This window comes from Zhongshania guokunii (assembly GCF_040892635.1).
In the GTDB taxonomy this organism is placed as follows: Bacteria; Pseudomonadota; Gammaproteobacteria; order Pseudomonadales; family Spongiibacteraceae; genus Spongiibacter; species Spongiibacter guokunii.
In genome coordinates, this window is sequence record NZ_JBFRYA010000005.1 from 27,936 (window position 1) to 53,817 (window position 25,882).

The window sequence follows — 25,882 nt, forward strand, 5'->3', positions numbered from 1 at the left end:
GATCCGGCATCTGGTGGGGCAACCGTGAACCAGCTCAGCGGTATTGGATTCTGAATCAAGTTCAGAATGACGGGATAGGGCGTTCAGAGTGACGGGCCAGGGCGCTCAGAGTGACGGCTTTGTACGTCGATGCGGCAGAGTAATAAAGAAGCCGTCATGCCGGACTTGATCCGGCATCTGGTGGGGTAATTGAAAACTAGCTCAGTGGCATTAGTTTCCGAAGCGCCTTAAAGCGCTTCGAATGTCACCGGTAAGCCGTCGGCGGGGAAAATAAGTGGTACCCAGCTGCGCGGCATTTCATATCCTTCTTTGACTTTTATTTGGTAATGGCTAAGTAAGTGAAATAAAAATAATTTGGTTTGAATTTCTGCAAAATTAAGACCAAGGCATTTGTGCGCGCCGCCGCCGAAGGGCACCCATTGGTAAAAATGCTTTTTGTCTTCGGCGCGGCTTTTAGAAAAGCGCTCTGGATCAAAGCGGTTTGGCTCGGTCCAATATTCTTCCATGTAATGGGTGAAAAGTGGCGAGATCGCGACGGCAGTATTTTTAGGAATATGGTAACCCAGTATATCCATGTCTTTTAAGGTGCGGCGTGGAATCGCCGGTACCGCGGGGTACATGCGCAGGGCTTCTTTGAATACCAGTTTGCTGTCTTCTAATTCACCAAGGTCGTCGTAGTCTAGCTGGGGTTTGCCAAGCGCCTTGTACTCATTGCGCAGCCGCTGTTGCCACTCGGGGTTTTTCGCCAAGGCGTAAACAATAGAGCAGAGCGTGCTGGTGGTGGTGTCGTGGGCGGCAAACAATAGAAAGATAATATGGTCGCGGACGGCTTCGTCGGAAAAGTGTTTGCCGTCTTCGTCGGTGGCGTGGCAGATCTGCGAAAAAATATCGCGGCCCTCGCCGCGGCGCTTGGCATCGATATGCGCCATGATAAAGTTTTCTAGATGCTGCCGGCCGCGCAAACCGCGATACCATAGCGTGCCAGGAATAGGCAGCTTTACCACTGCCATTGATGCCAGCATGGTGTCCACAAACGCTTCGTTAACGCTGCTGGCTTCTTCGCCCATTTCAACGCCAAGGAAAACTTCGGCAGCCACTTCCAGCAATAATTGCTTTACCGCGTATTGGAAATGAAATTCTTTTCCCTTAGGCCAATTTATAACACCTTGTTCAAGGTGTGGATTCATGGTGTCTAAGTAGCCTTCGATTGCATTTTTCTTAAATGCGCCCTGTAAAATTTTGCGATCGTAGCGATGGGCTTCGGCGTCTTTTAGCATAAGACCATTGGGGAATAAGCGATCGAGTAATGGGTTCCACGCCAGCATGCTGGAGAATTCGCCCTCACTATTTTTTAGCACAATCTCATTGGCTTCGGGGCCGAGTAGGGTGAGGCTGTGTTGAAACAAGGTATTGCCACGAGATATTGGCCCGTACTTATTAAAGCGCTGTTCGGTTAATGCCTTGTAATTACGTAAAAAACTAAAGGTTTGTCCAAACACGGGCATGCCGTTGTCGCCGGGAATATGCTCTAGATCGCGGTTTGGGCGACGTGGATATTCTTGGTAATCAATACTCGAACTGCTCATTTTCTTCCTCATTACTGGCATTGGTCGCAGTGTGCGGGCTATCACTGCTGGCACATTAGGGCAGTCGTCGCTAGGGGGTCTAGTCGGCGCGCGACGGTGGTGGTCGTTAGGTGCCAATGCCGCGGTGGGTCATGGTTTTTTGTAAGAAAATGTCAAAATAATGTCATGCTAAGTCATTGCCGCTAGCGCCTTAAGAGGGGATGCTTGAGTTTGTAATGTCGCCGCTGCTTTAGTTTGGCAGCACAAACAATTATCGCGTTTCGCGCTGATTCACTAATAAGAGATAAAAAAATGCTTCCCAGAGATTTTACTGAAGAACAGCAAATGTTCCGTTCCGCCTACCGAAAATTTCTAGAACAAGAAGTTGTTCCAAATATAGATACTTGGCGAGAGCAGGGCATTGTGGATCGCGAGATGTTTAAAAAAGCCGGCGATCAGGGTTTTTTAATGGTGTGGCCAGATGAACAGTACGGCGGTATGGGGGATCGCGACTTTCGCTTTGAACAAATTATTATTGAAGAAACGGCCAATGTGTATGGCGGTGATTGGGCCAATACCTTGCATAGTCGTTTAGTTGCGCCCTATATCGACCGCTTTGGTAGTGACGAACAAAAGGCCCGATTTTTACCGCGCTGCGTGAGCGGCGAGATTATTCTTGCGGTGGCGATGACCGAACCCGATGCCGGTTCCGACTTAGCGGGTATGCGCGCCGTTGCTAAAGATATGGGCGACCACTGGCTGCTCAGCGGCAATAAAACCTATATCACTAACGGTATTAACTCAGACGTAGTGATTGTTGCCGCCAAAACCGACCCTGAAAACAATCCCCACGCCATGGGCTTGTTCCTTGTTGAGCGCGGCATGGAGGGCTTTGAACGCGGCCGCAATTTGAAAAAGATGGGCATGAAGGCGCAGGACACCGCCGAGTTGTTTTTTAATGAGGTGCGAGTACCCAAAGAAAATGTCTTGGGTGATCCGACCCTTGGCTTTTTGTATTTGATGGAAGGCTTGGCCGAGGAGCGCTTGATTGGCGCCTGCGGCTTCTTGTCGGGAGCGCAAAAGGCCTTTGAAGTGACTCGCGAATTCTGTATGCAGCGCAAGGTGTTTGGCAAGCCGTTGTCTAAAATGCAAAACACGCAATTTAAAATGGCAGAACTGCGCACCGAAATTGATGTGGCGCAGGCCTATGTTGATCAATGTGTGGCGGTTCATAATCGCGGTGCCCTCACTGCAGAAGACGCTGCCAAGGCCAAGCTCTACACCAGCGAACTGCTGTGCCGGATGGTTGACGAGGGCGTGCAGTTGCACGGCGGCGCTGGCTATATGGATGAGTATCCGATTTCGCGCATGTACTGCGACGCCCGTATTACTCGCATTTTTGCCGGCACCTCAGAGATTATGAAATTGATTATTGCGCGGGAAGTCTTTGCCGAAAACTTTGTTGAATTTGTCGACCGCGCTTAAGCGCATACCCACATAAAAATAAAAACCTTTGGGGGCGTCGTGCCGGCGTCCCTCGCACTCCCAGCTCAAGTTTGGCGCTGTTACCGACTTTTTGGTCGGCCACTGCCAACAAGAGGCACCTGAGGACTAAGCCCATTTTCAAGGACACTGATAGCCTGAGCTGATTGGTGGCTTGCCGCCTGTAAAGACTGAAGAGAGAAAGCTATGCACGCGACCTACTCCCCAGAAGAACGTCTTTTTCAAGACCAAGTTCGATCGTTTCTTCGTAATAATTTTAACGCCGAGCTCGCCGCGCGAATTCGCGAGCCCGAGACCTTTAAGTCGGCCACTATTGAGTGGCAGAAAAAGCGCTTTGCTAAGGGCTGGGTCGCACCGGGCTGGCCAGTAGAGTACGGCGGCTGCGCGTGGACGGATACCCAAAAGTATATTTTTGACGGCGCCCTAGCTGAAGCCGAGGCGCCAGATGTGCCGCCCTTCGGTTTAAAAATGGTGGGCCCAGTGATTTATACCTTTGGCAATGAAGAGCAAAAAGCGCGCTTCTTGCCGGGTATTCTCAATGGTGACACTTGGTGGTGTCAGGGCTATTCCGAGCCGGGTGCGGGCAGCGATTTGGTTGCTTTGCAAACTCGCGCGGAGCGCGACGGCGACGACTACATAATCAATGGCACCAAAATCTGGACGACCTATGCTCAGCACGCAGATTGGATTTTTGCGCTGGTGCGCACCGACACCACTGCCAAGCCTCAGCAGGGCATCAGCTTTTTGCTAATCGATATGCGCAGTAGCGGAGTGAGCGTAGCGCCTATTACCTCGATAGACGGTGAGCATCATCTCAATGAGGTGCGTTTTGACAATGTTCGGGTGCCAGTGGCCAATCGTATTGGCGAGGAGAACAAGGGCTGGACCTACGCTAAGGCGCTGCTTACCCACGAGCGCACCGCGCTGTCGGGTATTGCCTACTGCAAACAGGTATTAAATACGGTTCGCCGCCTTGCCGCAGATGAAAATGATGACGGCCAAGCACTATTGGCGAGTCCGACCCTGCAAGCGCGCATGGCCGATATCGAAATGGAGCTGATGGCATTGGAATACACCGAGCTGAGGGTATTGGCTGCGGTTGCCAAGGGCGGCGCGCCGGGTATGGAATCGTCACTACTTAAACTTAAAGGCACCGAGCTGCAACAGGCGGTGCAAAGTCTGCAGTTTGACGTAGCCGGTTTATACGGCAGTGTTTTACCTAGTACTGGCTTAGCCATGGGCCACGATTACGGCGACCGCGCGCGGCGTGAATATATGTTTGGCCGCGCCTGCACAATTTATGGCGGTAGTAATGAAGTGCAAAAAAACATCATCGCCAAGTTTGGCTTGGGCTTGTAGGAGGGCGCTATGGATTTTTCATTGAATGCTGAGCAGCAATTGCTCAAAGATAGCGTCGATAAGTACATGTCGGAACGCTACGACAGCGAACAGCGCCGTAGTTACTTGGCGGCGCCCAAAGGCTTCTCCGCTGCAGTGTGGCAAGATTTTGGTAATTTAGGTTGGCTCACGGTGCCACTGCCCGAAAGCGAAGGTGGCTTTGGCGGCTCGGTAGTGGATACCGCGGTGTTAATGGAGGCAATGGGACGCTCGGTTGCGGTGGAACCGTATTTAGCTACGGTATTGCTGGCGGGGCAGTTAATTGCCAATGGCGATAATGCGACATTAAAAGAGCGTTATTTACCCGATATTTTGAGCGGCAACTGCCAAGCGGCATTTGCCTACCAAGAGCGGCGCAGTCGCCACCAGCTTGACGCGATCGATTGTCAGCTTGAACGCAATGGTGACGGTTACAGCCTCAATGGCCATAAAACTTTGGTGTTAAACGGCGCGATTGCCGATGTGCTAATAGTGACGGCGTGGTTGGATGAGAGTATCGCCTTATTTGCGGTGCCCGCAAATAGCGCGGGTGTGCATTGCGATGCTTTCCGTTTGATGGATGGCCAAGGCGTAGCGAATGTGCGTTTCGATGCTGTGCAACTCCCTCGCGAGAACTTGGTGTGCGCAGGCGCGGGTAGTATGGCACTGATCCGTCGAGTGCTAGACGAGGCCACTATTGCAGTGTCGGCGCAGGCCGTTGGTGCCATGGAGTATTTGCTTAAAGCGACCGTGGATTACAGCAATACCCGCAAGCAATTTGGGCAGCCGATTGGCAAGTTTCAGGCGCTGCAACATCGCATGGTGGATATGTATACCGCGACTGAACAGTGTCGTTCGCTGCTGGTGAGGGCGCTGTGTTCGAATAGTATTGAGCAAGGTGACGTTCAGACGCAAGCGCAAGCCGAGATGGATATTGCCGCACTCAAAGCCATGGTGGGCAAGCTCGGCCGCGCGGTGGCTGAAGAGGCGGTGCAGATCCACGGTGGTATGGGCGTTACCGAAGAATTAAATATTGGCGATTATTTAAAGCGTTTGATGGTAATCGACAGTTTGTTTGGCGATCAAGATTGGCAGCGTCGTCGCTTTGCCACCTTGCGTTACCAATAAGTTTTTGTCCAAGCCATCCTAAGTAGTTCAGCGCGGCATAGCATTGCTGCGCCTAACAAATAAAAAGGAATAATAAATGTTTGAAAACTTTATGGATTACGTGGCTTTTCAAGCCACAGCGCGCCCCGAGGCTCCGTTTGCCAGCGATGTTGATCAAAGCCTAAATTACGGACAAGCGTGGCAGCGCTTAGGGCGCGTTGCGGCGCGTTTGCAGGCTAATGGTATTGGTAAAGGTGATCGGGTTGTTATTCTCAGTAAAAACTCGGTGGACAATTTACTGGTGTTCTTGGGCTGCGCGCGGGTGGGGGTGGTGCCGGTAGCCATAAATTATCGCCTTACTCGCGACGAAGTGGGCTTTATTGCCGAAGACGCCGATGCGCGTTTACTGTTTGTTGATGGTGAGTTTACGCCCTTGCTAGGCACTTACTTAGCGGGCATTGAACAGGTGTCTATTGTTGGTGGTTTAGACAGCGCGACTCCCTTGGATACGTGGTTGGGGGACGCAGGTGAACCGACGCCGGTCGCACTTAAGGGTGACGATGTGGTTTTTCAAATGTATACCAGCGGCACTACAGGTTTGCCAAAGGGCACGTTGCTGACCCACCGCAATTTAATTAGCAATAGTATTCAGGCGCCGCTGGCGACTGGTCTCACGCCGCGGGTGGGCGACCGTGGGCTTATTATTGCGCCGACGTTTCACGCACTGGGTTTGATGGGCGCACTGGTATCAATTTTTTACGGTAGTGAGCTCATCTTGCATCGCGACTACGATCCCGTGGGCATGATCGAAACCATGGCCAATGACAATATCAGCTTTGTGTCGGTGGTACCGGTGATGCTGCAATTCTCATTAGCCTGTATACCCGATATTGAGAAATATAAATTCCCCAATTTAGAGTGGATCAATTACGGCGCATCACCGATTTCAGTCGATCTACTTAAGACTTGCCTAAAGGTGTTTGGCTGCAAATTTAATCAGGGCTACGGGCAAACCGAGTCCACCAGCGTTTTAACATTCTTAAATAACGAAGATCATTTGCGCGCTCTGCAAGACAAACCTGAGTTGCTGCGCTCTTGTGGGCGAGCAGTGTTTGGCACAGAGCTGCGTATTGTCGACGAGCAGGGTAATACTTTGCCGACCGGCGAAGTGGGTGAAATTCTCGGTCGCGGCCCGCAGGTAATGAAGGGCTACTGGAAGCGCGACGACGCTACCGCGAAGACCGTGGTCGACGGTTGGTTGCACACCGGCGATGCGGGTTATCTCGATGCCGACGGCTATTTGTTTATAAAAGATCGCGTAAAGGATTTGATTATTTCTGGTGGCGAAAATATTTATCCCGCTGAAATTGAAAACGTACTGATGAGCCATCCAAAAATTGCCGATGCTGCGGTGATTGGCGTGCCTGACGAAACTTGGGGTGAAGTGCCCTTGGCGGTGTTGGTGCAGGGTGATCAAGGTGAAATTAGTATTGAGGATTTAATTAGTCACTGTCGCGGCTCGTTGGCGAGTTTTAAAATTCCCAAACATCTTGAGTATGTCGCGGTATTGCCGAGAAATCCTAGCGGCAAAATATTAAAGAAAAACTTGCGCGAAAGCATTGTTCCTAAATTTCAAACAGCTGTGGTGTAAAACTTGGTGATGCTCAAGTTTTAACTGACCGCTTAGCACAGCGATTATAGCGCTGTTGGCAAATGATCAAGGAGGTGCAGAATGATTAAGTTTTTTAGAACCCTATTGCAGCGCAGTTATTTGGCGTTGATTGCGATTCCCTTTAAGTTAATGCCGTCGCTGGCCTATATGGCTTTTAATGGTCAAGGGAGCACGGCGCAGCTGTGTCGCCATATAGCACGTCAGGGTATTAAGCGTGTTTTGGTGGTGAGTGACAAACCCTTGGTTGCGCTGGGTATTGTTGCTCGGGCGGTGGATGTGCTGCAAGAAGAGGGCGTTAGCTGCATTATTTACGACGGCACTCTGCCCGATCCGACCTTTGCCATGGTCGACGCCGGTTTGGCTCTGCAGGCACAGCACAGCTGTGATGCCGTGCTTGCGATTGGCGGCGGCTCTTCAATTGATTGTGCAAAAATGATTGCGTCGGCGGCGAGCAATGGCCGCGACGCTAAAAAATTAGTTGGATATTTCAAAGTAAAAACTGCACCGCTGCCGCTGTTTGCGCTGCCAACTACCTCGGGTACGGGTTCCGAAGCGACTATTGCAGCGGTTATTTCCGATCCGCAAAGTCATGAAAAATGCTTTATAGCCGATCCTAAAATGCTGCCCAAGGCAGTGGCTTTAGATGCCGATTTACTGCTCGGTATGCCCGCGGCGATCACTGCGGCCACGGGGATGGATGCACTTACTCACGCTATCGAAACCTATATTAGTTTGTGGGGCTCAGACACCAGCAATGGCTATGGCTACGCCGCCGTAAAAATGATTTTCGACTACTTGCCCCGCGCCTATCATAAGGGCGATGACGCCGTGGCCAGAGAGCAAGTGGCGCTGGCTGCGTATTACGCGGGTATGGCGATTAACGAGGCCAGCGTGGGTAATGTGCACGCCATTGCCCACCAATTGGGACGTCATTACGGCACGCCCCACGGTTTGGCCAACGCCCTGGTAATGCCGGAAGTGCTGCGCTTTATGGCGGTGGCGGCCCAGCAACCACTGGCGAATTTAGGGCGTTTAATTGCAGTGGCAGATAGTCGCGACGACGATCGCGTGGCTGCGGGCAAATTCATAGATGCGGTGGCCGATTTAAATCGTCGTCTCGGCATACCCGAGCAATTGGATGCGCTGCGCGACGCCGACATCGCAACAATTGCAGCAGATGCGGTGAAGGAGGGCTCGCTGTATCCGGTGCCCATTTTGATGAGTCGCAATGAGTGTCAGACAATTTTGCGCAGTTTGCTAAGCAGTACTGAGGGCGCCGCGGCACTGGCCTGATGTTTCAGTAAATATTGGCGAAGTTCGTCAGCATAAAAAACCCCAGCAGCGACTGGGGTTTTTTATGTCTTAAATTTAGTGACTATAAACGCGAAGGGGGCGCTAAGGTTATTTAGCTTTGCTGAAAGGTCGCATAGTGGCTGCGACGCATAAGCTGAGGTGAGCTGGCGTAATAGTCGCTGAAGGCGCGGTTAAAGTTGCTTGGATGTTTATAGCCAAGTTGATAGGCGATTTCCTTCAAACTCATGTGGGTGTTGAGTAAATACTCTCGCGCCAGCTCCATGCGCACCTCCAGGCAGATTTGGCGAAAACAACTACCGGCCTGCTCTAAGTGTCGCCGCAAACTACGTGGGCTCATGCGCAGTAATTTGGCGGTATTGCCTAGTTGAAAATTGCAATCTTGGGGGCGAGCCATAAGTAGGCGTTTTACCTGGGGAACAATTCCGCCGCTGCGATAGCTTTCGCTAAGGATCTGCTGCACGTGGTGGGAGCAGGCGATCATTGCCTGTTCATTGCCGCTGGGGATCGGCCGCTGCAGCCAGTTTAGCGGCAATGCAATAGTGTTGTAGGGCGAATCAAAATGCACAGGACAGCCCAGTAGTTCGCCATAGCGCGCAGCGTGGTCGGGGGTACTGCAACTGAGTTCAACATAGTCCGGCACCGCCGCCCGTCCCTCGGGCAGTATGCCCTGCACATAGCGCCAGGCCGCGACACTGCACAGTTCCATAATCAACTGTTCTATGGGGAGGGCATTCTTGGTGAGCTGAAAGCGGATTAAGGCGTGGTTTTCTGCGCGCTCAAGATGGACCTTCACTAAAAAGCTAGCTTCGCTAAAGGCGTGGCAGCTGATATGGGTGGCTTGCTCGCAATTGCTGGCGGTGAGCATGGCATAGCCGAGTAGCCCAAGATCGCTAAGCTGGGCGAGGTCGCCCAATTCCAAGGCAATCGCAGGCGCGTCTTGGCTGCGCAGGGCATTCAATAATACCAAGACGTTAACGAGGCTATTGCTACTTGGTGCCTGCCACCACTCATCGCCAATGTCGCAGCGACGGCCGAGCTCGGCGCAGTCAATAGCGGGATAGCGATGTTGCAATAGGCGCCACAGAACCCGCAGTAAACGGGCTCCGAGCTGTTCCATTTCGATTAATTGCACAATGAATAAACAACTATGGCCATAAATGATAAAACTTGACGGTCACTAATGATAATACTTTTGAGGGCACAGGGGGACAATATTTGGTCTGAAATTGCTAGTCTGCGTATGTGATATTGCGGCGCTCAAAAATGCCGCTAAATAATAATAGAGCGTGAAGTGCGCGCACGGCCGCTGCCGAGCGAATAAGGAGGACGAAATGCGAACGCCTACAGTATGCAAAGAGTATCTCGAAAATCTTTTGGAGTACCTCGCAGAGCAGGGGGTAAATTCCCGTAAACTGCAGTCGGTACTGCGTTTGGATCCCTTGTCTCATATTACCGAGCACGGGCGCGTGCCCCTGCGCTTATTTGAAATGACCCTCGACGCTGGCGCGACTTTGCTCAATGACCCTTGTTTGGGAGCCCATGCAGGTACCCACTGTTCACGCACGCCATGGGGAATCGTTGACTACCTTGGTATGAGCGCCGCAGATGCCCGCGAGGCGCTTGATGGCATACAGCGTTACTCGCGCTTGTTGATTGACCACGGCGATATGGTGCTGACGGAGATCAATAGCAAAACAGCGTGTTTAAGTTGGCAACAGGTATCGCGCCAGCAATCGGCGCCCCATGTTGTTGAGTTTTTCTTTGCCAATTGGTATCGCGTGAATAAGCCAATGCTCGACCGTGGTGATGCGCATCGTGAGGTGCACTTTGCCCACGCGGCTAACGGCCGCGAACAGCAGCTTACGGAATTGTTTGAAGCGCCGGTGCAGTTTGGGAAAAAAGTAAATGCCGTGCATTTTGGCCGCGAATTACTCGACCAGCCCACTTTGTACCCTCACCCAGGTATTCACAAATCACTGGAGCAAGCAGCCCGTATTGAATTGTCGAATTTACAGTTTGAAGACCGCCTGATTAAAGATGTGCGCGATTGCATCGCCGGCCAACTCGCCGAGGGTGTGCCGCGCTTAGAGGATATTTCTGCGCAACTTGGTATTGGTGCGCGCACATTGCAGCGCCGTTTAAACAACACCGAGACTAGCTATAAAAGTTTGGTTGATGAAACCCGCAAGGCGCGCTCACTGGGCCTTATTGCCCAAGGTGATCTAGCCTTGTTGGATATCTCAGCAGAACTTGGCTTTAGCGACCAAAGTGCATTTCAGAAGGCTTTTAAACGCTGGTATGGCCAGGCGCCGGGGCGCTACCGAATGATGTTGCAGGCGAGCTAGTACAACAGCTTTCATAATAATAAATATTTATAATATTAGGCTGCTATTTAATCAAACCTACCCCCCTATTAAGGGGGTGTTAGATTGGCTTTGCTAATTGTTATTCTCTTGCAATTACTCTTATTGCGAGTCTGCACCAATGAAAAACATTATCTCCTTGGCATTTATTTCTCTATTTTTGTTTGGCTGTGCTGGGGTCGGCGCAAAAAAGCAGGCCGACCCCGTGCTGCTAAGCAATGCAAAAGTTATTGCCGGTAAAAACCAAGTTTTACTCGGTGATTTTAGAGTGAGCTTTATCACTTTTGATAAAAGCTCTGCTAAAGCGGAGAGTTCGATGTTCAGCTCAGACAGCGGCTATGCACGTAGTACGCTGCGCGCTAAATTAGCAGGTGTGCCAGATAGTGTAATGCAGGAACTTACCGATGCGGCATATCAAGATTTTGTCAAAAAACTCAAGGCCAATGGCTATACCTTGGCCAATGGCAGCGTTCTGACGGCTAATGGTGAATGGCAGAAACTTGATACCGAAGCCAGTCCCAAAAAGATCACGTCGTCGTTCAAGGCGCTAACCGGTGGCAATCAAGAGAGCTCGACGTTTGCACCGAGCGGAAAGTCGTTGATTAAATTGAATGTCGCTAAGATGATGCCCTACCAAGTTTACTCGGCAGCCAATGAAGTGGGTATGCCAATTTTGAATGTGAACTACACGGTTCATTTTGTGTATTTCGGCAGCGAAACCGATTATAAGGCAAATGCCTATACCGATATCAAAGGCGCCGAATACTCTGCTGAAGTCTCTGCTGGCCAGGGTATTCAGGTTGTGCCGGGTTCTGGTTTAGATCTGATCATGGGTGTAACTAGTACCTTCAATGACCCCAATGCCAAATTAAGCATTGGCGCACCAGTGGTCGTTCCTGGTCCGTTCGGTCGTAGCAACGATGCCACCAGTGGTTTCCAGAAAGCAGCGAATACCTTCTCGGCAGTCATGGGCATGGTGAGCGGAGGCGCGTCGTCGGCGAAAGATATTGATATCATAGCCGACCCAGATGTTTATGCCGCCAACGCTAAGAAGGCACTGCTCGAAGCAAACCAGCGTTTAACGAGCGCACTGGCTGCGGCAAAGTAAGTGGCTAATCGTTTGGCAGTTTCAGGTCTGGGGCTGCCCCTTTTTATTCTAGCCAGCTGGGGAAGTAGCCGAGTTGGTCAAGCACCTCGGTATCGTGAGCGGGTACAATAACAACGTCTGGATACTGCCGCGAAAATTCAGCCAGTTGATTTACGCGCTCTTGGGTGGCGACTGTATCGTCATCCACTAGCCATCGCGCGACCCAGGATTTAGGCGCTGCACGTTCTAGAGCCCGCGCCCGCCATAAAGTGTCGCCACAAAGTAAGTATTCACTGCCGCTGCTGGTGCGTAAATACAAGCCAACTGAGCCAGGGGTGTGGCCGCCTTGGTCGACCAGCACGACCGAGCCATCGCCGTAGAGGTCTAAGCTTTTTTTGTAATTTCGCCACGGAGTGTCTGTTAGGGTGTACTCGTGCCAGCGTAAATCCGGGTTGGCGAATTGGCTTGGCATAACATTTCCTTCCGCAATATAGGCATGCTCTTCTGGCAGTGCCCACACCTCTGCATTAGGAAAGTCAGCCACTCCACTGGCGTGGTCCCAATGGGTATGACTGAGAATTATCTGATTTGGTAGTGTTTGGTGATTGGCTTCAAGCTGGTCACGAACTGGCTTCACAGAGTCATATTTAAACGCGGGTCGCATCCACAAAGGCATATCTGCTTGGTACTGCTGTTTAATATTGCGGCCTAGACCGGTATCAAACAGAAAGCGGCCTTTAGGGTGATCCACCAAAAACGCGACATAGGACATTCGCACTTTGCTAAACCAGCTCCCGCCGGAGTACGACAGCGCATCAAGGGTGTTTGTCCCTGAGGTGTTGATAACCGCGAAACGCACGGTTTGCTCGGACTCTCCAGCGTCCTCCGCATGGGCAAAGGCGGAGGAGAGCAGTGCAACGGTGAGCGTCGCTGCTGTGATCAAAGTCTGAATACAGTGCATTAATCGGGCTCCGTGAAAGGTGGGGCTATTGATCGAAGCCTGATGACAGGGCCAAGATCATTGTTATTGTGTGTTAGCGATCAACGCGCGTGCCTCGTTCTCGTAAGTTCGTTTTACCGCGACCTGTAAATATCGCTTAGCTTTCGCTGCGGCGAGTTCATGGTTCCCCACGCTTTGAGCGCTCAGTGCATAGCGATACCAAAAGGATTCTGGTTTCTCGAAATCCATATCTTCTAGTTTTTTAAACGCAACGAGGGCCGCGGAATGATTGCCCGCCTCCAGTGCGCTGGTTAATTTATAGAAATATTTATGCTTGTTCTCTTGTGGGCTATTCCAACTATCGGATTCCAGTGCGAGTGAGGCTATTTGCGTGCCGCTAAGATCATAGACCGTTTCATAGGTCTTACCTTGATGTTCTATATTAAATTTTGCATTTAAAGTGTTCGGTTTGTTAGGCCAGCTTTGTATGATTCGTTTAATGTTTATAGATTGGGCGTTGGGGTTAAGCCCCTCTGGAGGGTGACTGTAGATTTCTCCCGATTGCAATTGCCCAGAGAGTACCAAGCTCAAAGTGGCACCGTAGGGTAGTTCTGAATATGATTTGTTCTCGATGTTGCCAGTTGGACGTTCATTTTGATCTATATTTTCGGGGTAGTTAGTCCAACTAGTGGTGTAACCAAAGCAGCTCTTGGTATCCATGAGGCAGGCTATCCAGCCATAGAGAGGAATGATGAGCATTGGCCATTCTGGGGCGAAGTACATGCGATCGTATCTTTTGTAGCGCTCAAAATCATACTCTTGCAGAACGTAATGAGTCTGCGGGACGAAATGCAAGTATCCCTCGCGGACACTAAAGTTGGTCAGCTCGATATTGCGAACATTTTCTTTCTTTGCGTCATAATCTTTGTCCCAGCGCTGCTGAACCCCAGCATACTCGGTTCTAAATTCTTGCCGGTTGGCGCAGGCCTGCAAGGTCGTTAGTAATGCGATAGCGAGTAGGGCTTTTGCAGTTCTTGCTGTAAATGTATTCATAATCCTCGGTATCGTAATTTTGCTGGTAGCTGAGCTGGTCTTATGCACTGGTCTTGTCTCCATTTACAGCGTACGTTTTCAAATGCCGCGTATAAATACGTTATAAGTAAGATCAATTTTTAGTTTTAACGACTACGTAGTAAGCATAATTTTTTTCGGCGATAGCTAAAGTGTTCTAGCCCACCAACTTTTTTTCCATCAGCGGTGTAGGCTTGCGTAGAGCCACTAATAAGGTCACCGTCGTCACAGTTTCCGTCTTCGTGATCGTAGGATTCGCGACTGATGTAGTGGCCATCTTTGAAGCTAAAGCTGATCGGACTACGCGCGAGGACAGTGCCATTTTCGTCAATGAGTTGGGCTCCCCTATACTTTTTTACGATCGCCCGATCTAGGTCGTCAAAAGGCTCTGCGGCGCTGTATTGAAACTCAATCACCGTTTCGCCCTTAGAATTAATAAAACCATAGAGATCATCTTCGCTCGCCAGTATTAAGCCTTGCGGTGAGAAATGAGATGACTCAAGCTTGATGCCATAGAGTCGATTATGCTCGTCGCCGGTGGGGGTAATTGACAGAAGGCGATCATTTTTTTCAACCAGCGCATAGCCATCTTTAAATCTAGTCGCTTCCGAGTATTGGGCCTCGATGACGACATCACCGTCTAGTTTATAGCCGTAGCGGCCATGTTGTTCAAAGCGCTCTAGCCCCTGCCATTTTGCATGACATTCTTGAGTCCGCACTAAAAGGGTTTTCAGCTTTGCAGGCATCTTTTCAATGCAGGCTTCGCTATTGCGTGTGGCGAGTAGGTATTGCCTGACTAAACGGCCATTTTTATTTTTAGATTGCTCGTCGCCGTTTTCTATGTCGCGACGGATTTCCGTAAGAGCCGACCGGTCATCGATCGACTTGTTAACTTGTTTTAACTGGGCATCAAATGCCGCATCGCTAAATAAGGAATCTATGTCATTAACCGCCACGACTTTTGCCGCCGCGCTGCGTTTCTCGGCAATTTTTTCGCGATCAGCTAAGCGTCGCTCTAATATAAAACGCTTCAATGGCCACAGGTTAACTTCGCCTTTTTCAACGGCGGCCCATCTCAGCCAAGATCGCTCTAATGCTGAAGCTTGTATAACGGCTTGGTGATAGGTTTTTTTTGCGGAATCGGCGTCTAAGTAGCTGGGGCTGCGAACATCGCGAAGATTGAACTGTGATTGCAGGCTGTTTGTAAATGTATTCTTAATATCGTTTCGGATTAACTTCTGCCAAGCTGGGCTTCCGGTGACCGTGAAGCTCCATTCATTACTGCCCGGCGCGTCGAGATAGCCGGGATCACAGGAGATGGCCGTCCGGCCGCCTTGGCCTATCTGGAAAATAAGCTGGAGTGAAAACAGGCGGGTCTTTTTGAGTGCGTCTTTGGGGAAGTAGCTGAGAGGGTATCCTTCACCGTCAATGCGAGCGGATTGAATCGACCACTTGGCGCGACAGGCGATAAGCGGCTCCCCCATTAGCATATCAGCGGCAAACTCAGGCTCAATTTTAACGCGTAAGTAATCGTCGCTGTTGTAAGAGTAAACATCGATGACAATCGGCTCAATTGCAGCGAAGCTTGGCGCAGAAGACAAAACCAACAGAAATACAGCAAAAATCCGTAAACGCATAATCGATGTTCGTTCCTTTGAGTTACGGAGGCGTGTGTTTGCCGTCCTGAAAGCCCAATAATCTTAGAGGATACTGAAGGGGTGATCAAACGCTGTGCGGCATAAGTAAGTCGATTTGGTGGCATATACACCACTTGTCTATAGAGAATGCCGAGTCCAGAATCAAGGTGCAAAGCGTGTGAATGGCGACGCAATATTCGACGGTACTTGGCAATATGCGGGCGACGGCGCGAATTGCGGTTTAGCGTAGAGATGTCTTTAGCTGAATGTTTATGTCCGCACATGACAAAAAAATTAGTCCAATATGACGATAAATGAAAATCCATTACCGCTTGGGTAGTAGCGGCGTTTCTGCGGCGAGTTCCAGTCGTTATAATTGTGAATATAGCGCTCAAATCTTTTCGAATAGCAAATTTTAAGGAAAATTGTTCATGGAAATAAAAAGTAATACGCTAATGCGTTCCCCACCAGCGGATTACTTTCCCGCAAAAAGTGATAGCTGGTTTGTGTTGAAAGACGGCTATGACGCCGAAAAAACACTGTTCTACTACGACTACGTTTCAGGTCCCGGCGAACCAGTCGCGACTGTTCTGATGGTGCACGGCAACCCTGAGTGCTCCTATACCTATCGTCATATCCGTGACCACTTAATTAAATCAGCTGGCACATTTCGCATTATTGCGATGGACCATATCGGTTTTGGTTTGTCTGACGCGGCTGATTTTGAAATGGTTGATATGCACCACGCTGCGAATGTTCTGCAGCTGGTGCGCCATCTTGAGCTTGAAGATATCACCTTGCTTGTCCACGACTGGGGCGGGCCTATTGGTATTGGCGCATTATTAAATGACCATTGGCGCGTGAAAAATCTGGTGGTAATGAATACCACGGTATTTCCAATGTCGTCGTCGGGGTTTACTTATCAAAACTACCCGATTACATGGTTTCCATGGTGTCGCGTCCCGCATTTTATTCCCAATTTTTTATGGGGTGGTGTGGCCGGCTACGTGGTGTCGCATGCCGAGCCGCAGAGTAATGCCACGTTTTTTTGTGGCGTCATTGGGTCTATATTGAAATTCCGATTCCGACGTTTTGCTAAAGGGAGTCCCGAGTATGTCTGGTCAGAAGTCTTACGCAGCCCAAGCAACGTAAAAAGTTCTAAACGAAATGTATTGCAAACGCCGGTGTGGGGGCACGGTTACCAGTACCATGATCCGACGCACGGAATACAAGACAATCATGGGTTCTATACGTTTATTCAGCGTGAAATTCTTGCGCAGTGGGGCGCTGCCGGACGCAATATCCCTATTTGTGGTTATTTTGGGAAATGGGATCCCTGCGGAAAAGATGAAGTTATTGCGCAGTGGCAGCAAGCGCTTCCGCAAATGAAGCAGCGCACGCATGAATTCCCTGAGGTTGGTCATTTTATTGAAGAGACCAAAGGCGAAGAAATTGCCGAGGGCATTATTGCTATGGTGAATGAAAAATAGTCATTACCGCGAGAACGGGCAGGCGATGCGTGATTACGGCAATATACTGTAAAATGCTATTTTTCTAGTTCTTTACGCAATTTCTGTCTAACCCCCATCAGCATCTTGCCAAAGGCGTTCTCGCCACGCAGGTCGCGACCGCTGCCCCAAAAGTAGTCGTACTGACTTAGGTCCTTGATTTCCATGTCGCCGGAATTCAATAGCATTTGGGCAACATCTGCATGGCTGCGCGCTTTGATATACGTGGCGCGGGTCATATAGGTTACGCTGTTTTTCTTCCAGTCTTTGCGCTTTTGGTGGCGACGGCTTTTACCGAGTTTAGCTGCATCTGCTGGGTGGGCGGCTAGACGAATCTGCTCGCGATACTCGGCGTCGTCAAATTTCATCGCCTGATAGTAGTGCTCTACCGAGGGCCACTCGTAGCCATCCAGCTCAAATCCGCTTTTTGCGTAAGAAGCTAAAGGGTTGCTCGGATCGTCTCGTGTGAGAGTGAATAGGGTCTTCTCTTTTTCGTTAAACAGCATCGGCTTTATCCAAATTCAGCAGTAGAAGAGTAAATAGTATATAGGCTTCTTGTGGGGAAGAGTGCTTGTTTTACTGGCCTCTATAATGGCAGTTCATAATTCCGAGCGGGATCAGATCCATGTCTAATTCAGTACAGCACTTTCGCGGTGTCGCATCTGCCCAGAATCTGGTTGGGAGAGGCTTGAGTAGGCTGACCGTGATATTCTACTTCAAACTTATCAATGCTATGGAGCGAGACCGTGCTCAAATGTGAAGTAATAGAACCGAAAGGCGCACACGATGCGACTGTAATTTGGCTACATGGGCTTGGCGCCAGCGGCCACGATTTTGTGCCTGTAGTGCCTCACCTAGGCTTGCCTAGCAATCACGGTGTTCGTTTTGTGTTCCCTCACGCGCCAGAGATACCCGTTACGATCAACGGCGGTATGGTAATGCCCGCGTGGTACGACATACTGGCTATGTCGATAGAGCGCGAAATAGACCTAGTGCAGATAGAGTCATCGGCTGCCGCTGTGGGCGAATTAATACAGCGCGAATTGGATGCGGGCATAGCGAGCGAACGCATCGTACTGGCGGGCTTTAGTCAGGGTGGCGCCGTGGTGTATCACGCGGCACTTTCATACCCCAAACCCCTGGCGGGTTTAATGACCATGTCGACGTATTTCGCCACAGCCAAAGAAGTGAAACTCTCGGAAGCGAATAAAGTGCTACCAATCCATATTTTTCACGGCAGCCAAGACCCTATGGTGCAGGAGTCGATGGGCCATACCGCCAATCAAATATTGCAAAGCATGGGCTTTAAACCGAAATACCGTAGCTACCCTATGCAGCACGAAGTCTGTGGCGAGGAAATAGTCGATATCGGTAACAGCCTCAAAGAGTGGCTAAAGCTGGCTTAGGCAGATGGCTAGATAATATGGCCTCAATTTGGTCTCAAAACCAATTTAGGCCAATATTGGCAAGTAAATGACGGAGGTAGATTGAGGCGGGAAACCCTCTCTGTTATAGTGTCGCGCTTCGTGAAGTACCCATTTCGCGCCCGTAGCTCAGCTGGATAGAGCGCTGCCCTCCGGAGGCAGAGGTCAGAGGTTCGAATCCTCTCGGGCGCACCAAAACCAAAAAGCCGGCCTTGTGCCGGCTTTTTGGTTTTGGTGCGTTAGATCGGTGAGAGCCTCTCTAGGTTCGATAAATTGTGCCTATGGCGCAATTTAAACAAGGAGTGAAACGACGCAGCCCCGAAGGGGTCAAAAACAGCCCCAAGGCTGTTTTGATTAATCCTCGCCGGCCGCTTGCGCATAACCCAGTTAAGGCCGGCCTTGTGCCGGCTTTTTTGGGTTTTGGTTTGCTTGATCGGTGAGAACCTCTCTAGGTTCGATAAATTGTGGCCACGGCGCAATTTATTCAAGTTAAAACCCCGCACTGGTGGAATTTGATATCCTCTCTCTGGGGTTTAACTGGCGGCTTTGAAATCCCTCATATTGCGCGCCTGAATACTCTTTGAAACTAACTGGAGAGAACCGCGTGCAGCTATACAACTACCCATTTAACGCGATGGCGAGCCCCTGCGAGTTACGATTATACGCCAGTTCAGAAGCACAGGCTAAGGCCGCGGCCGCCGCAGGCATTGCTGAGGTATTGCGTATTGAGCATCGTTTTTCTCGATATCGTGACGACAGTATTGTTGGTCTAATTAATAGCGCTGCCGGTGGCGATTCCGTTAGTGTTGATGCGGAGACTGAGGCATTACTCAACTATGCCGCTACTGCCTATGCAGAGAGTGACGGTTTGTTCGACATCAGTTCGGGAGTACTACGCGAGGTTTGGAATTTTAAACTTGGCCAGCTGCCTAGTCCTGCGGCTGTAGAATTTTGCTTAAAGCGGGTGGGCTGGGGGAAGGTAAGTTGGCAAGCCCCGCATATTTCATTGCAGACTAATATGCAGCTGGATTTTGGCGGTTTTGGCAAGGAGTACGCCGCCGACCGCGCTGCGCAAGTCTGTACCGAGATGGGTGTAGTGCACGGGCTAGTAGAGCTCGGCGGCGATATACGCGTTATTGGCGCTCATCCCGACGACAGCCCTTGGCAGGTAGGTATTCGCAATCCCCGGAATCCAGAGCAAGCGCTGGCGGTTATACCATTAAAATCTGGCGGACTAGCGAGCAGTGGCGATTACGAGCGCTATATGGTCATTGATGGCAAGCGCTATAGTCATATTCTCAACCCTCGCACTGGGCGCCCGGTAGACACACCAATGACAGGGGTGACGGTTGTAGCGCCGCTTTGTTTGCTCGCCGGGACATCTGCGACAAACGCGATGCTGCAGGGCGAGGACGGCGCACCCGCATGGTTAGCGAATGTAGGGTTACCGCATTTATGGATTGATCAAACTGGGCGAGTGGGTGGTGACCTGCTTTCTTAGTGAATTAGTCGCTGTGATTGTCTGCTTGTGGTGCCCGTGGAAAGTACTTATAGACTTTTCGCTCCCAAGATTATGCTCTTGTTATTAAAGTAAAAAATCAAAAATTCACGGTTTTTCCGGGTACTTGCCTGATTAATCGAAGCTGCCTATATTGACTAACATGCCAATTAAGTTTGGTGTTGTGTTATTCGCGCGGGACTATCTGGCTTAGCTTGGGTGGGTGTTCGCATTGCATATTTAATAATAACGGCAGGTGAGATATGACAAAACTATCTGAGATTGAAGGTATTGGTGAGGCGTATTCAAGTAAGCTTATTAGCGCTGGAATTTCGTCGGTAGAAGCATTATTGGAAAGCTGCTGCGCCAAGCCTGCGCGAAAAAACTTGGCGGAAAAATCAGGTATTAGTGAGAAGCGAATTTTAAATTGGGTGAATAGGGCAGATTTAGCGCGAATTAACGGGGTGAGTACTCAGTACGCCGATTTGTTGGAGAGCGCGGGGGTAGATACCGTGCCAGAATTGGCTCAGCGCAATGCCGAGAATTTGCATAAGAAAATGGCGGAGTGCAATGAAGAGGTTCATCTGGTTCGCAAGGTACCTGCGCTGTCGCAGGTGCAAAGTTGGATAGATCAGGCTAAGGATTTGCCCCGAAAAATCACCCATTAATATTAGAGCGATTATCAATACTTACCTTTGAGCTGCGTTGATAGAACACGCTGTTTTACGATAGCGTGTTTCGCAGCTCGTCAATTTCCTCCCTTGCCTCACGTAAAAATTTGAGCCCTTGCTGTGGACCAATGTCGCCGAGTTTTAGTTTTCGAAAGGCGGGAAGGCTGCTTAACTGGGGTAGTTTTTTATGGCTTGGTTCATTCAAATAGCTATGGTAACGGGCAATAAGTATGAGGTCTGCCAGGTCGGCGTCGCCTTCTTTGTCGCGTAACCAATTGCCCCGTTCCAGCCCGACCGTCACGAGTTCATGGTCAAACTTCCAATGATTTAACACTAGGGCACTTATTTTTCCGGTGTACTGGTTAATTAGTTCATCGACGCCGTGGTGGTCGTCGAGCAGTGTGGGGTAAAGCTTTAGATTGGCCAGTAGCGGTAGCGCGCCTATATCTTGCATTAGGCCGGCGAGTAAGGCGCGATCTGGGTCAAAGCCGCAGTGACGAGCCATGACGTGAGCTAAGGAGGCGGTATATACACTGCGTTGCCAAATGTCGCGCAGGCGGCGTTTTATTTGCGGGTCGTTGATATAGAACAATGTTTTAAGTGCGTAACTTGCGGTGAGGTCGCGGGTTGCATCTAGGCCGAGGCGACGCAACGCGCTGTCGAGATTACTTGTGGCGTGACGTCGTTTGTAATGGCTGCTGATACTGACTTTAAGTAAGTAGGCGCTTAAGCCTGGATCTTGCTGTACTAGGCGAACAAGATCGGCAATATTTAAATTTTCATTGTTGGCGGCGACGCGAACATCAATAGCGATATCGGGCAGGCTAGGTAATTCTAAGGTGCCAGATTTTAGCGCCGTCATTATGCCGGTAAGGAGATCTTGCTTGTTTGTAGGGTTGCTTTCCGTGTATCCCCTTTGGTGCGCTGCTGACATAGCGAACCCGACCGAAAGATTGAGTTCCGAGCTTGGTTTCTTAGCGAGCAATCAACAATAAGGGCTTGCCGCTAATGGGCATCGTTATGAGTGATTTTCTTCAAGCTTGTGGGCGAGTTCACAATCGGCGCATGTTCGCGCCGATTGTGATGTGCGGGTCTCGTCCGGCGTTAGAGGCTCGCCGCTAGCTCGGCACCTTCGCGTATTGCACGCTTGGCATCGAGTTCGGAGGCGATATTGGCGCCGCCGATGAGGTGGTAGCGCTGGCTTGCATCAGCATCTTGCTCTGCTTCGGGATTGTAAAGCTCACGTAGTGGCTCTTGGCCCGCGCAGATAACAACGTGGTCGACCTCTAGTATGCGCTGCTCGCCGTCTTGGCTGATGTGCAGGCCTTGGTCGTCGATAAGGTCGTAGCTGCAGCCAGCTAGCATATTCACGCCCTTGTTTTTAAGCGTGGCGCGGTGTACCCAGCCAGAGGTTTTGCCTAGATCTTTACCGAGTGCGGTGGTTTTGCGCTGCAGCAAAAAGATTTCTCGCTGCGAAGGCTCGGGGTTGCCGGCGACTAGGCCGCCGCGCGCGCTGCTGTTTTGGTCTATGCCCCACTCGGCAGACCAGCTCGCAATGCTTTGTGGCAGCGCCGTGTTGTGGTCGTGGGCGAGGTATTCGGCCACGTCAAAACCGATGCCGCCCGCGCCGATTAGCGCGACTCGCTTACCGATGGTGACATTACCCTTCAATACATCGATATAGGAAACCACTTTGGCGTGGTCGATACCTTTAATATTGAGTGCGCGAGGGCTGACGCCGGTGGCGACGATAACGTTGTCGTAGCCGCCACTGCTGAGTTCGGATTTCTCAACGCGGTGATTGAGCGTGAGCTTCACTCCAGATGTTTCAATCTTCTTGGCAAAATAGCGCAGGGTTTCGTCGAACTCTTCCTTGCCGGGGATGGTTTTGGCTAGGTTGAATTGGCCGCCGATCTTGTCTGCTTGATCAAATAAATGCACTTCGTGGCCGCAGTCTGCCGCCGCCGTAGCGCAGGACAAGCCCGCCGGGCCGGCGCCAATCACCGCAATTTTTTTGGTCTTGGGCGCGGTTTTAAAGATCAGTTCGGTCTCGTGGCAGGCGCGGGGGTTGACCAAGCAGCTTGCGCGCTGCATTTGAAAGGTGTGGTCTAAGCAGGCTTGGTTGCAGGCGATACAGGTATTGATCTCGTCGCTGCGATTGGCCGCGGCTTTGTTTACCCATTCAGAGTCGGCGAGCATGGGTCTGGCCATCGACACCAGATTAGCTTGGCCGCTGGCTAAAATATTCTCGGCAATATCCGGCATATTAATGCGGTTAGAGGCAATGACGGGAATGTTGACCGCCTGAGTTACTGCCGCAGTGGCTTCGCTAAACGCGGCGCGGGGTACCGAGGTGACAATAGTGGGCACTCGCGCTTCATGCCAGCCTATGCCGGTGTTGATCAAGGTCGCGCCAGCGGCTTCAATCTCGCGGGCGAGGTCTAATACTTCTTCACGGGTGCAGCCGTCGGGGACTAAGTCGATCATCGACAAGCGGAAGATAATAATAAAATTGGGGCCGACTTTTTTGCGGGCCGCCGCCACAATTTCTACCGCAAAGCGGCGGCGATTCTCTGGGCTGCCGCCGTAGCGATCTTTGCGCTTATTGGTGGCAGGCGCTAAAAACTGATTAATTAAATAGCCTTCGCTGCCCATGATCTCGACGCCGTCGTAACCGGCTTTTTGGGCCAGCCATGCGGTGTGGGCAAAATCTTTAACTGTGCTGGCCACGCCGCGGGTGCTTAAGGCGCGGGCTTTAAAGGGATTGATTGGCGCCTTGCTGGTCGATGCGGTTTTCGACAGCGGATGGTAGGAGTAACGGCCGGCGTGCAGAATTTGCAGGCAAATTTTGCCGCCTTCGGCGTGTACTGCCTTGGTGACTTTGCGGTGGTTGTGAATATCTAGTCGCGAATTAAAGGTACTGGCGCCGGGGTATAGCCAGCCGCTGCGGTTGGGGCTGTAGCCACCGGTAATCATTAGGCCAACGCCGCCTTTGGCGCGCTCGGCGAAGTAAGCAGCAAGTTTAGGAAATTGCCAAAAGCGATCTTCGAGCCCAGTGTGCATAGAGCCCATCACTACCCGATTTTTTAAGGTGGTGAAGCCCAAGTCGAGGGGGGTAAGGAGGTGTGGGTAATATTGGTTTGCTGTGCTCATGGCTGGGCTCTCGCTATCTAGACGTTGTCAAGATAGCGCTTCAAGTTGACGGTGTCAATATTTGAGCAGCTTACAATAAGCTAGGTGGTGTTGGGTTTCAGTGCCAAGTGTGGTGCTGCTGGCGGGTATGCAAAGTTGGGTGTAGATCTGGGCAGTGCTGGGCGGGGGGGGAGTGCTAAGCAGTATGACTAAGAGACGGTTGCTGCGCTTCTTAGTCGTACTGCTGGGGGCGGAGCTTAGCTCGCTTTACTTAATTCGTGTGCAAGGAACTCGTCGTAAGTGCCTTGGAAGTCATTAAACTTCTTGTCGGTGATTTCGAGCACACGGGTTGCGAGTGAGGATACAAACTCGCGGTCGTGGCTGGCGAAGATCAAGGTGCCGTCGTAGTGCTCCAGCGCCAAGTTAAGGGCTTCAATCGCTTCCATGTCCAAGTGGTTGGTGGGCTCGTCCATGATTAAGACATTGGTGTCCATCATCATTAATTTGCCGAACAACAGACGGTTTTTCTCGCCACCGGAACACACTTTGGCCTTCTTGTTAAAATCGTCTGAAGAGAACAGCAGACGACCCAAGGTAGCGCGCACAATCTGATCGTCGTGGTGGGGTTTGCGCCACCGGCTCATCCAATCAAACAAGTTGAGATCATTGTCAAAGTCATCGGTGCTGTCCTGCGGGCAGTAGCCGAGGCTGGCGTTTTCGGCCCATTTGACCACGCCTTCTTTGGCTTCTAGCTCTTTCATTAGGCAACGTAGAAAGGTGGTTTTACCCGCGCCGTTTTCGCCGATAACGGCAAGGCGAGTGCCGGCATCTAAGATCATGCTGCCTTTGGCAAACAAGGGCTCATCAAAGCCGTGACCAATGTTTTCTAGGGTCAGTGCGGCGCGGTGCAGTTTCTTATCCTGCTTGAAGCGGATATACGGCGAGGTTCGGCTAGAGGCCTTGATCTCGTCGAGCTGGATCTTGTCGATCTGCTTGGCCCGCGAGGTGGCCTGCTTGGCTTTAGAGGCGTTGGCCGAGAAGCGGCTAACAAACTGCTGAAGGTCAGCAATTTGTGCAGACTTTTTGGCATTTTGCGACTGCAGGCGCTCGCGGGCAGCGGTGGCGGCGGTCATAAAGTCGTCGTAGTTGCCTGGATAAACCCGCAGCTCGCCGTAGTCGATATCGGCCATGTGGGTGCATACCGAGTTTAAGAAATGGCGATCGTGAGAAATAATCACCATGGTGCTTTTACGTTGGTTCAGCACGTCTTCCAACCAGCGAATGGTATTGATGTCGAGGTTGTTGGTGGGCTCGTCCAGCAGCAGGATATCTGGATCAGAGAACAGGGCCTGGGCGAGCAGTACTCGCAATTTCCAGCCCGGCGCCACTTCGCTCATGGGGCCAAAGTGCAGATCGAGCTCGATACCGGCGCCCAATAAAAATTCGCCAGCGCGGCTCTCGGCACTGTAGCCGTCCATTTCCATGAACTGGGTTTCTAACTCCGCTACCTTCATACCGTCTTCTTCAGACATCTCAGGTAGCGAGTAAATGCGATCGCGCTCTTGTTTAATCTCCCACAGCTCGGTGTGGCCCATGATCACGGTGTCGATAACCGAGTATTGCTCAAAGGCGAACTGGTCCTGATGCAATTTACCGACGCGCTCATTGGGGTCGATAGAGACATTGCCGGAGCTGGGTTTCAGGCTGCCGTCGAGAATCTTCATGAAGGTGGATTTGCCGCAGCCATTGGCGCCAATCAGGCCGTAGCGGTTGCCGCCGCCAAATTTAACCGAGATGTTTTCGAATAATGGCTTGGCACCAAATTGCATGGTGATATTTGCTGTAGAGATCAAGAGGCTATTCCCGGACGCGTTAAACGTAATTTGTGATGAAGCATGAAAAGAAGGGGGCCGTACTATAAGGGTTTTGGCCTAAAAGGTCGAGGGCAAGGGGCGCTGCGCGCCGTGTTGTACGCAATTTTAAGGCTAGATTGTGGAATATTTACTGATTATT

The 25,882-nt window shown here is 51.0% G+C and carries 20 protein-coding genes and 1 tRNA gene; 12 read left to right on the plus strand and 9 right to left on the minus strand.

Annotation, left to right across the window (positions count from 1 at the left end):
• Positions 1-227: 227 nt before the first annotated feature.
• Entirely contained in the window at positions 228-1,586 is a 1,359-nt protein-coding gene (locus AB4876_RS06900; protein WP_368380920.1) for a cytochrome P450, read from the minus strand.
• A 291-nt stretch (positions 1,587-1,877) separates the two neighbouring features.
• Between AB4876_RS06900 and AB4876_RS06905 the strand changes: the two genes are divergently transcribed.
• The 5 genes from AB4876_RS06905 (at position 1,878) to AB4876_RS06925 (ending at position 8,517) form a co-directional block, all read left to right on the plus strand.
• Positions 1,878-3,050: an acyl-CoA dehydrogenase family protein gene (locus tag AB4876_RS06905; protein WP_368380921.1), complete on the plus strand. Its 1,173-nt coding sequence runs from the start codon at positions 1,878-1,880 to the stop codon at positions 3,048-3,050.
• A gap of 204 nt (positions 3,051-3,254) precedes the next feature.
• Entirely contained in the window at positions 3,255-4,427 is a 1,173-nt protein-coding gene (locus tag AB4876_RS06910; RefSeq protein ID WP_368380922.1) for an acyl-CoA dehydrogenase family protein, read from the plus strand.
• A 9-nt stretch (positions 4,428-4,436) separates the two neighbouring features.
• A complete protein-coding gene (locus AB4876_RS06915) occupies positions 4,437-5,573 on the plus strand; it encodes an acyl-CoA dehydrogenase family protein (RefSeq protein ID WP_368380923.1) in 1,137 nt (378 codons plus the stop codon).
• Between the two features lie 76 nt (positions 5,574-5,649).
• Positions 5,650-7,203 (plus strand): long-chain-fatty-acid--CoA ligase, encoded by a 1,554-nt coding sequence (locus tag AB4876_RS06920; protein ID WP_368380924.1) that lies wholly within the window; start codon positions 5,650-5,652, stop codon positions 7,201-7,203.
• 81 nt (positions 7,204-7,284) lie between these two features.
• A complete protein-coding gene (locus AB4876_RS06925) occupies positions 7,285-8,517 on the plus strand; it encodes an iron-containing alcohol dehydrogenase (RefSeq protein WP_368380925.1) in 1,233 nt (410 codons plus the stop codon).
• Between the two features lie 112 nt (positions 8,518-8,629).
• Here AB4876_RS06925 and AB4876_RS06930 read toward each other — a convergent pair whose 3' ends face one another.
• On the minus strand, positions 8,630-9,655 hold the full coding sequence (locus AB4876_RS06930) for a helix-turn-helix transcriptional regulator (protein WP_368380926.1): 1,026 nt from the start codon (positions 9,653-9,655) through the stop codon (positions 8,630-8,632).
• A gap of 214 nt (positions 9,656-9,869) precedes the next feature.
• Here AB4876_RS06930 and AB4876_RS06935 point away from each other — a divergent pair, with 214 nt between their 5' ends.
• On the plus strand, positions 9,870-10,883 hold the full coding sequence (locus AB4876_RS06935; protein ID WP_368380927.1) for an AraC family transcriptional regulator: 1,014 nt from the start codon (positions 9,870-9,872) through the stop codon (positions 10,881-10,883).
• A gap of 139 nt (positions 10,884-11,022) precedes the next feature.
• Positions 11,023-12,009 (plus strand): hypothetical protein, encoded by a 987-nt coding sequence (locus AB4876_RS06940; protein WP_368380928.1) that lies wholly within the window; start codon positions 11,023-11,025, stop codon positions 12,007-12,009.
• Positions 12,010-12,052: 43 nt separating this feature from the next.
• On the opposite strand, the gene AB4876_RS06945 is transcribed toward AB4876_RS06940, so the two are convergent.
• From AB4876_RS06945 to AB4876_RS06955, 3 genes are all read right to left on the minus strand, one after another.
• Complete coding sequence (locus AB4876_RS06945; RefSeq protein WP_368380929.1) at positions 12,053-12,949, minus strand: MBL fold metallo-hydrolase; 897 nt, start codon at positions 12,947-12,949, stop codon at positions 12,053-12,055.
• Positions 12,950-13,012: 63 nt separating this feature from the next.
• Complete coding sequence (locus AB4876_RS06950) at positions 13,013-13,981, minus strand: tetratricopeptide repeat protein (protein WP_368380930.1); 969 nt, start codon at positions 13,979-13,981, stop codon at positions 13,013-13,015.
• A 125-nt stretch (positions 13,982-14,106) separates the two neighbouring features.
• Entirely contained in the window at positions 14,107-15,636 is a 1,530-nt protein-coding gene (locus AB4876_RS06955) for a WG repeat-containing protein (protein WP_368380931.1), read from the minus strand.
• A 431-nt stretch (positions 15,637-16,067) separates the two neighbouring features.
• On the opposite strand from AB4876_RS06955, the gene AB4876_RS06960 reads away from it, so the two are divergent.
• On the plus strand, positions 16,068-17,126 hold the full coding sequence (locus AB4876_RS06960; RefSeq protein WP_368380932.1) for an alpha/beta fold hydrolase: 1,059 nt from the start codon (positions 16,068-16,070) through the stop codon (positions 17,124-17,126).
• Between the two features lie 56 nt (positions 17,127-17,182).
• On the opposite strand, the gene ybiA is transcribed toward AB4876_RS06960, so the two are convergent.
• Positions 17,183-17,650 (minus strand): riboflavin biosynthesis intermediates N-glycosidase, encoded by a 468-nt coding sequence (gene ybiA / locus AB4876_RS06965; RefSeq protein WP_368380933.1) that lies wholly within the window; start codon positions 17,648-17,650, stop codon positions 17,183-17,185.
• A 240-nt stretch (positions 17,651-17,890) separates the two neighbouring features.
• On the opposite strand from ybiA, the gene AB4876_RS06970 reads away from it, so the two are divergent.
• The 4 genes from AB4876_RS06970 (at position 17,891) to AB4876_RS06985 (ending at position 20,734) form a co-directional block, all read left to right on the plus strand.
• Complete coding sequence (locus tag AB4876_RS06970) at positions 17,891-18,550, plus strand: alpha/beta hydrolase (RefSeq protein WP_368380935.1); 660 nt, start codon at positions 17,891-17,893, stop codon at positions 18,548-18,550.
• Positions 18,551-18,686: 136 nt separating this feature from the next.
• Positions 18,687-18,763 (plus strand) — tRNA-Arg (locus AB4876_RS06975).
• A 409-nt stretch (positions 18,764-19,172) separates the two neighbouring features.
• Complete coding sequence (locus tag AB4876_RS06980; protein WP_368380936.1) at positions 19,173-20,069, plus strand: FAD:protein FMN transferase; 897 nt, start codon at positions 19,173-19,175, stop codon at positions 20,067-20,069.
• 260 nt (positions 20,070-20,329) lie between these two features.
• Entirely contained in the window at positions 20,330-20,734 is a 405-nt protein-coding gene (locus AB4876_RS06985) for a DUF4332 domain-containing protein (RefSeq protein WP_368380937.1), read from the plus strand.
• A gap of 55 nt (positions 20,735-20,789) precedes the next feature.
• Here the strand turns inward: AB4876_RS06985 and AB4876_RS06990 are convergent, their stop codons facing one another.
• From AB4876_RS06990 to AB4876_RS07000, 3 genes are all read right to left on the minus strand, one after another.
• Positions 20,790-21,599, minus strand: coding sequence for an HDOD domain-containing protein (locus tag AB4876_RS06990; protein ID WP_368380939.1), 810 nt, complete (start codon positions 21,597-21,599; stop codon positions 20,790-20,792).
• Positions 21,600-21,841: 242 nt separating this feature from the next.
• On the minus strand, positions 21,842-23,890 hold the full coding sequence (locus AB4876_RS06995; RefSeq protein ID WP_368380941.1) for an oxidoreductase: 2,049 nt from the start codon (positions 23,888-23,890) through the stop codon (positions 21,842-21,844).
• Positions 23,891-24,126: 236 nt separating this feature from the next.
• Complete coding sequence (locus tag AB4876_RS07000; protein WP_368380942.1) at positions 24,127-25,722, minus strand: ABC-F family ATPase; 1,596 nt, start codon at positions 25,720-25,722, stop codon at positions 24,127-24,129.
• Between the last annotated feature and the right edge of the window lie 160 nt (positions 25,723-25,882).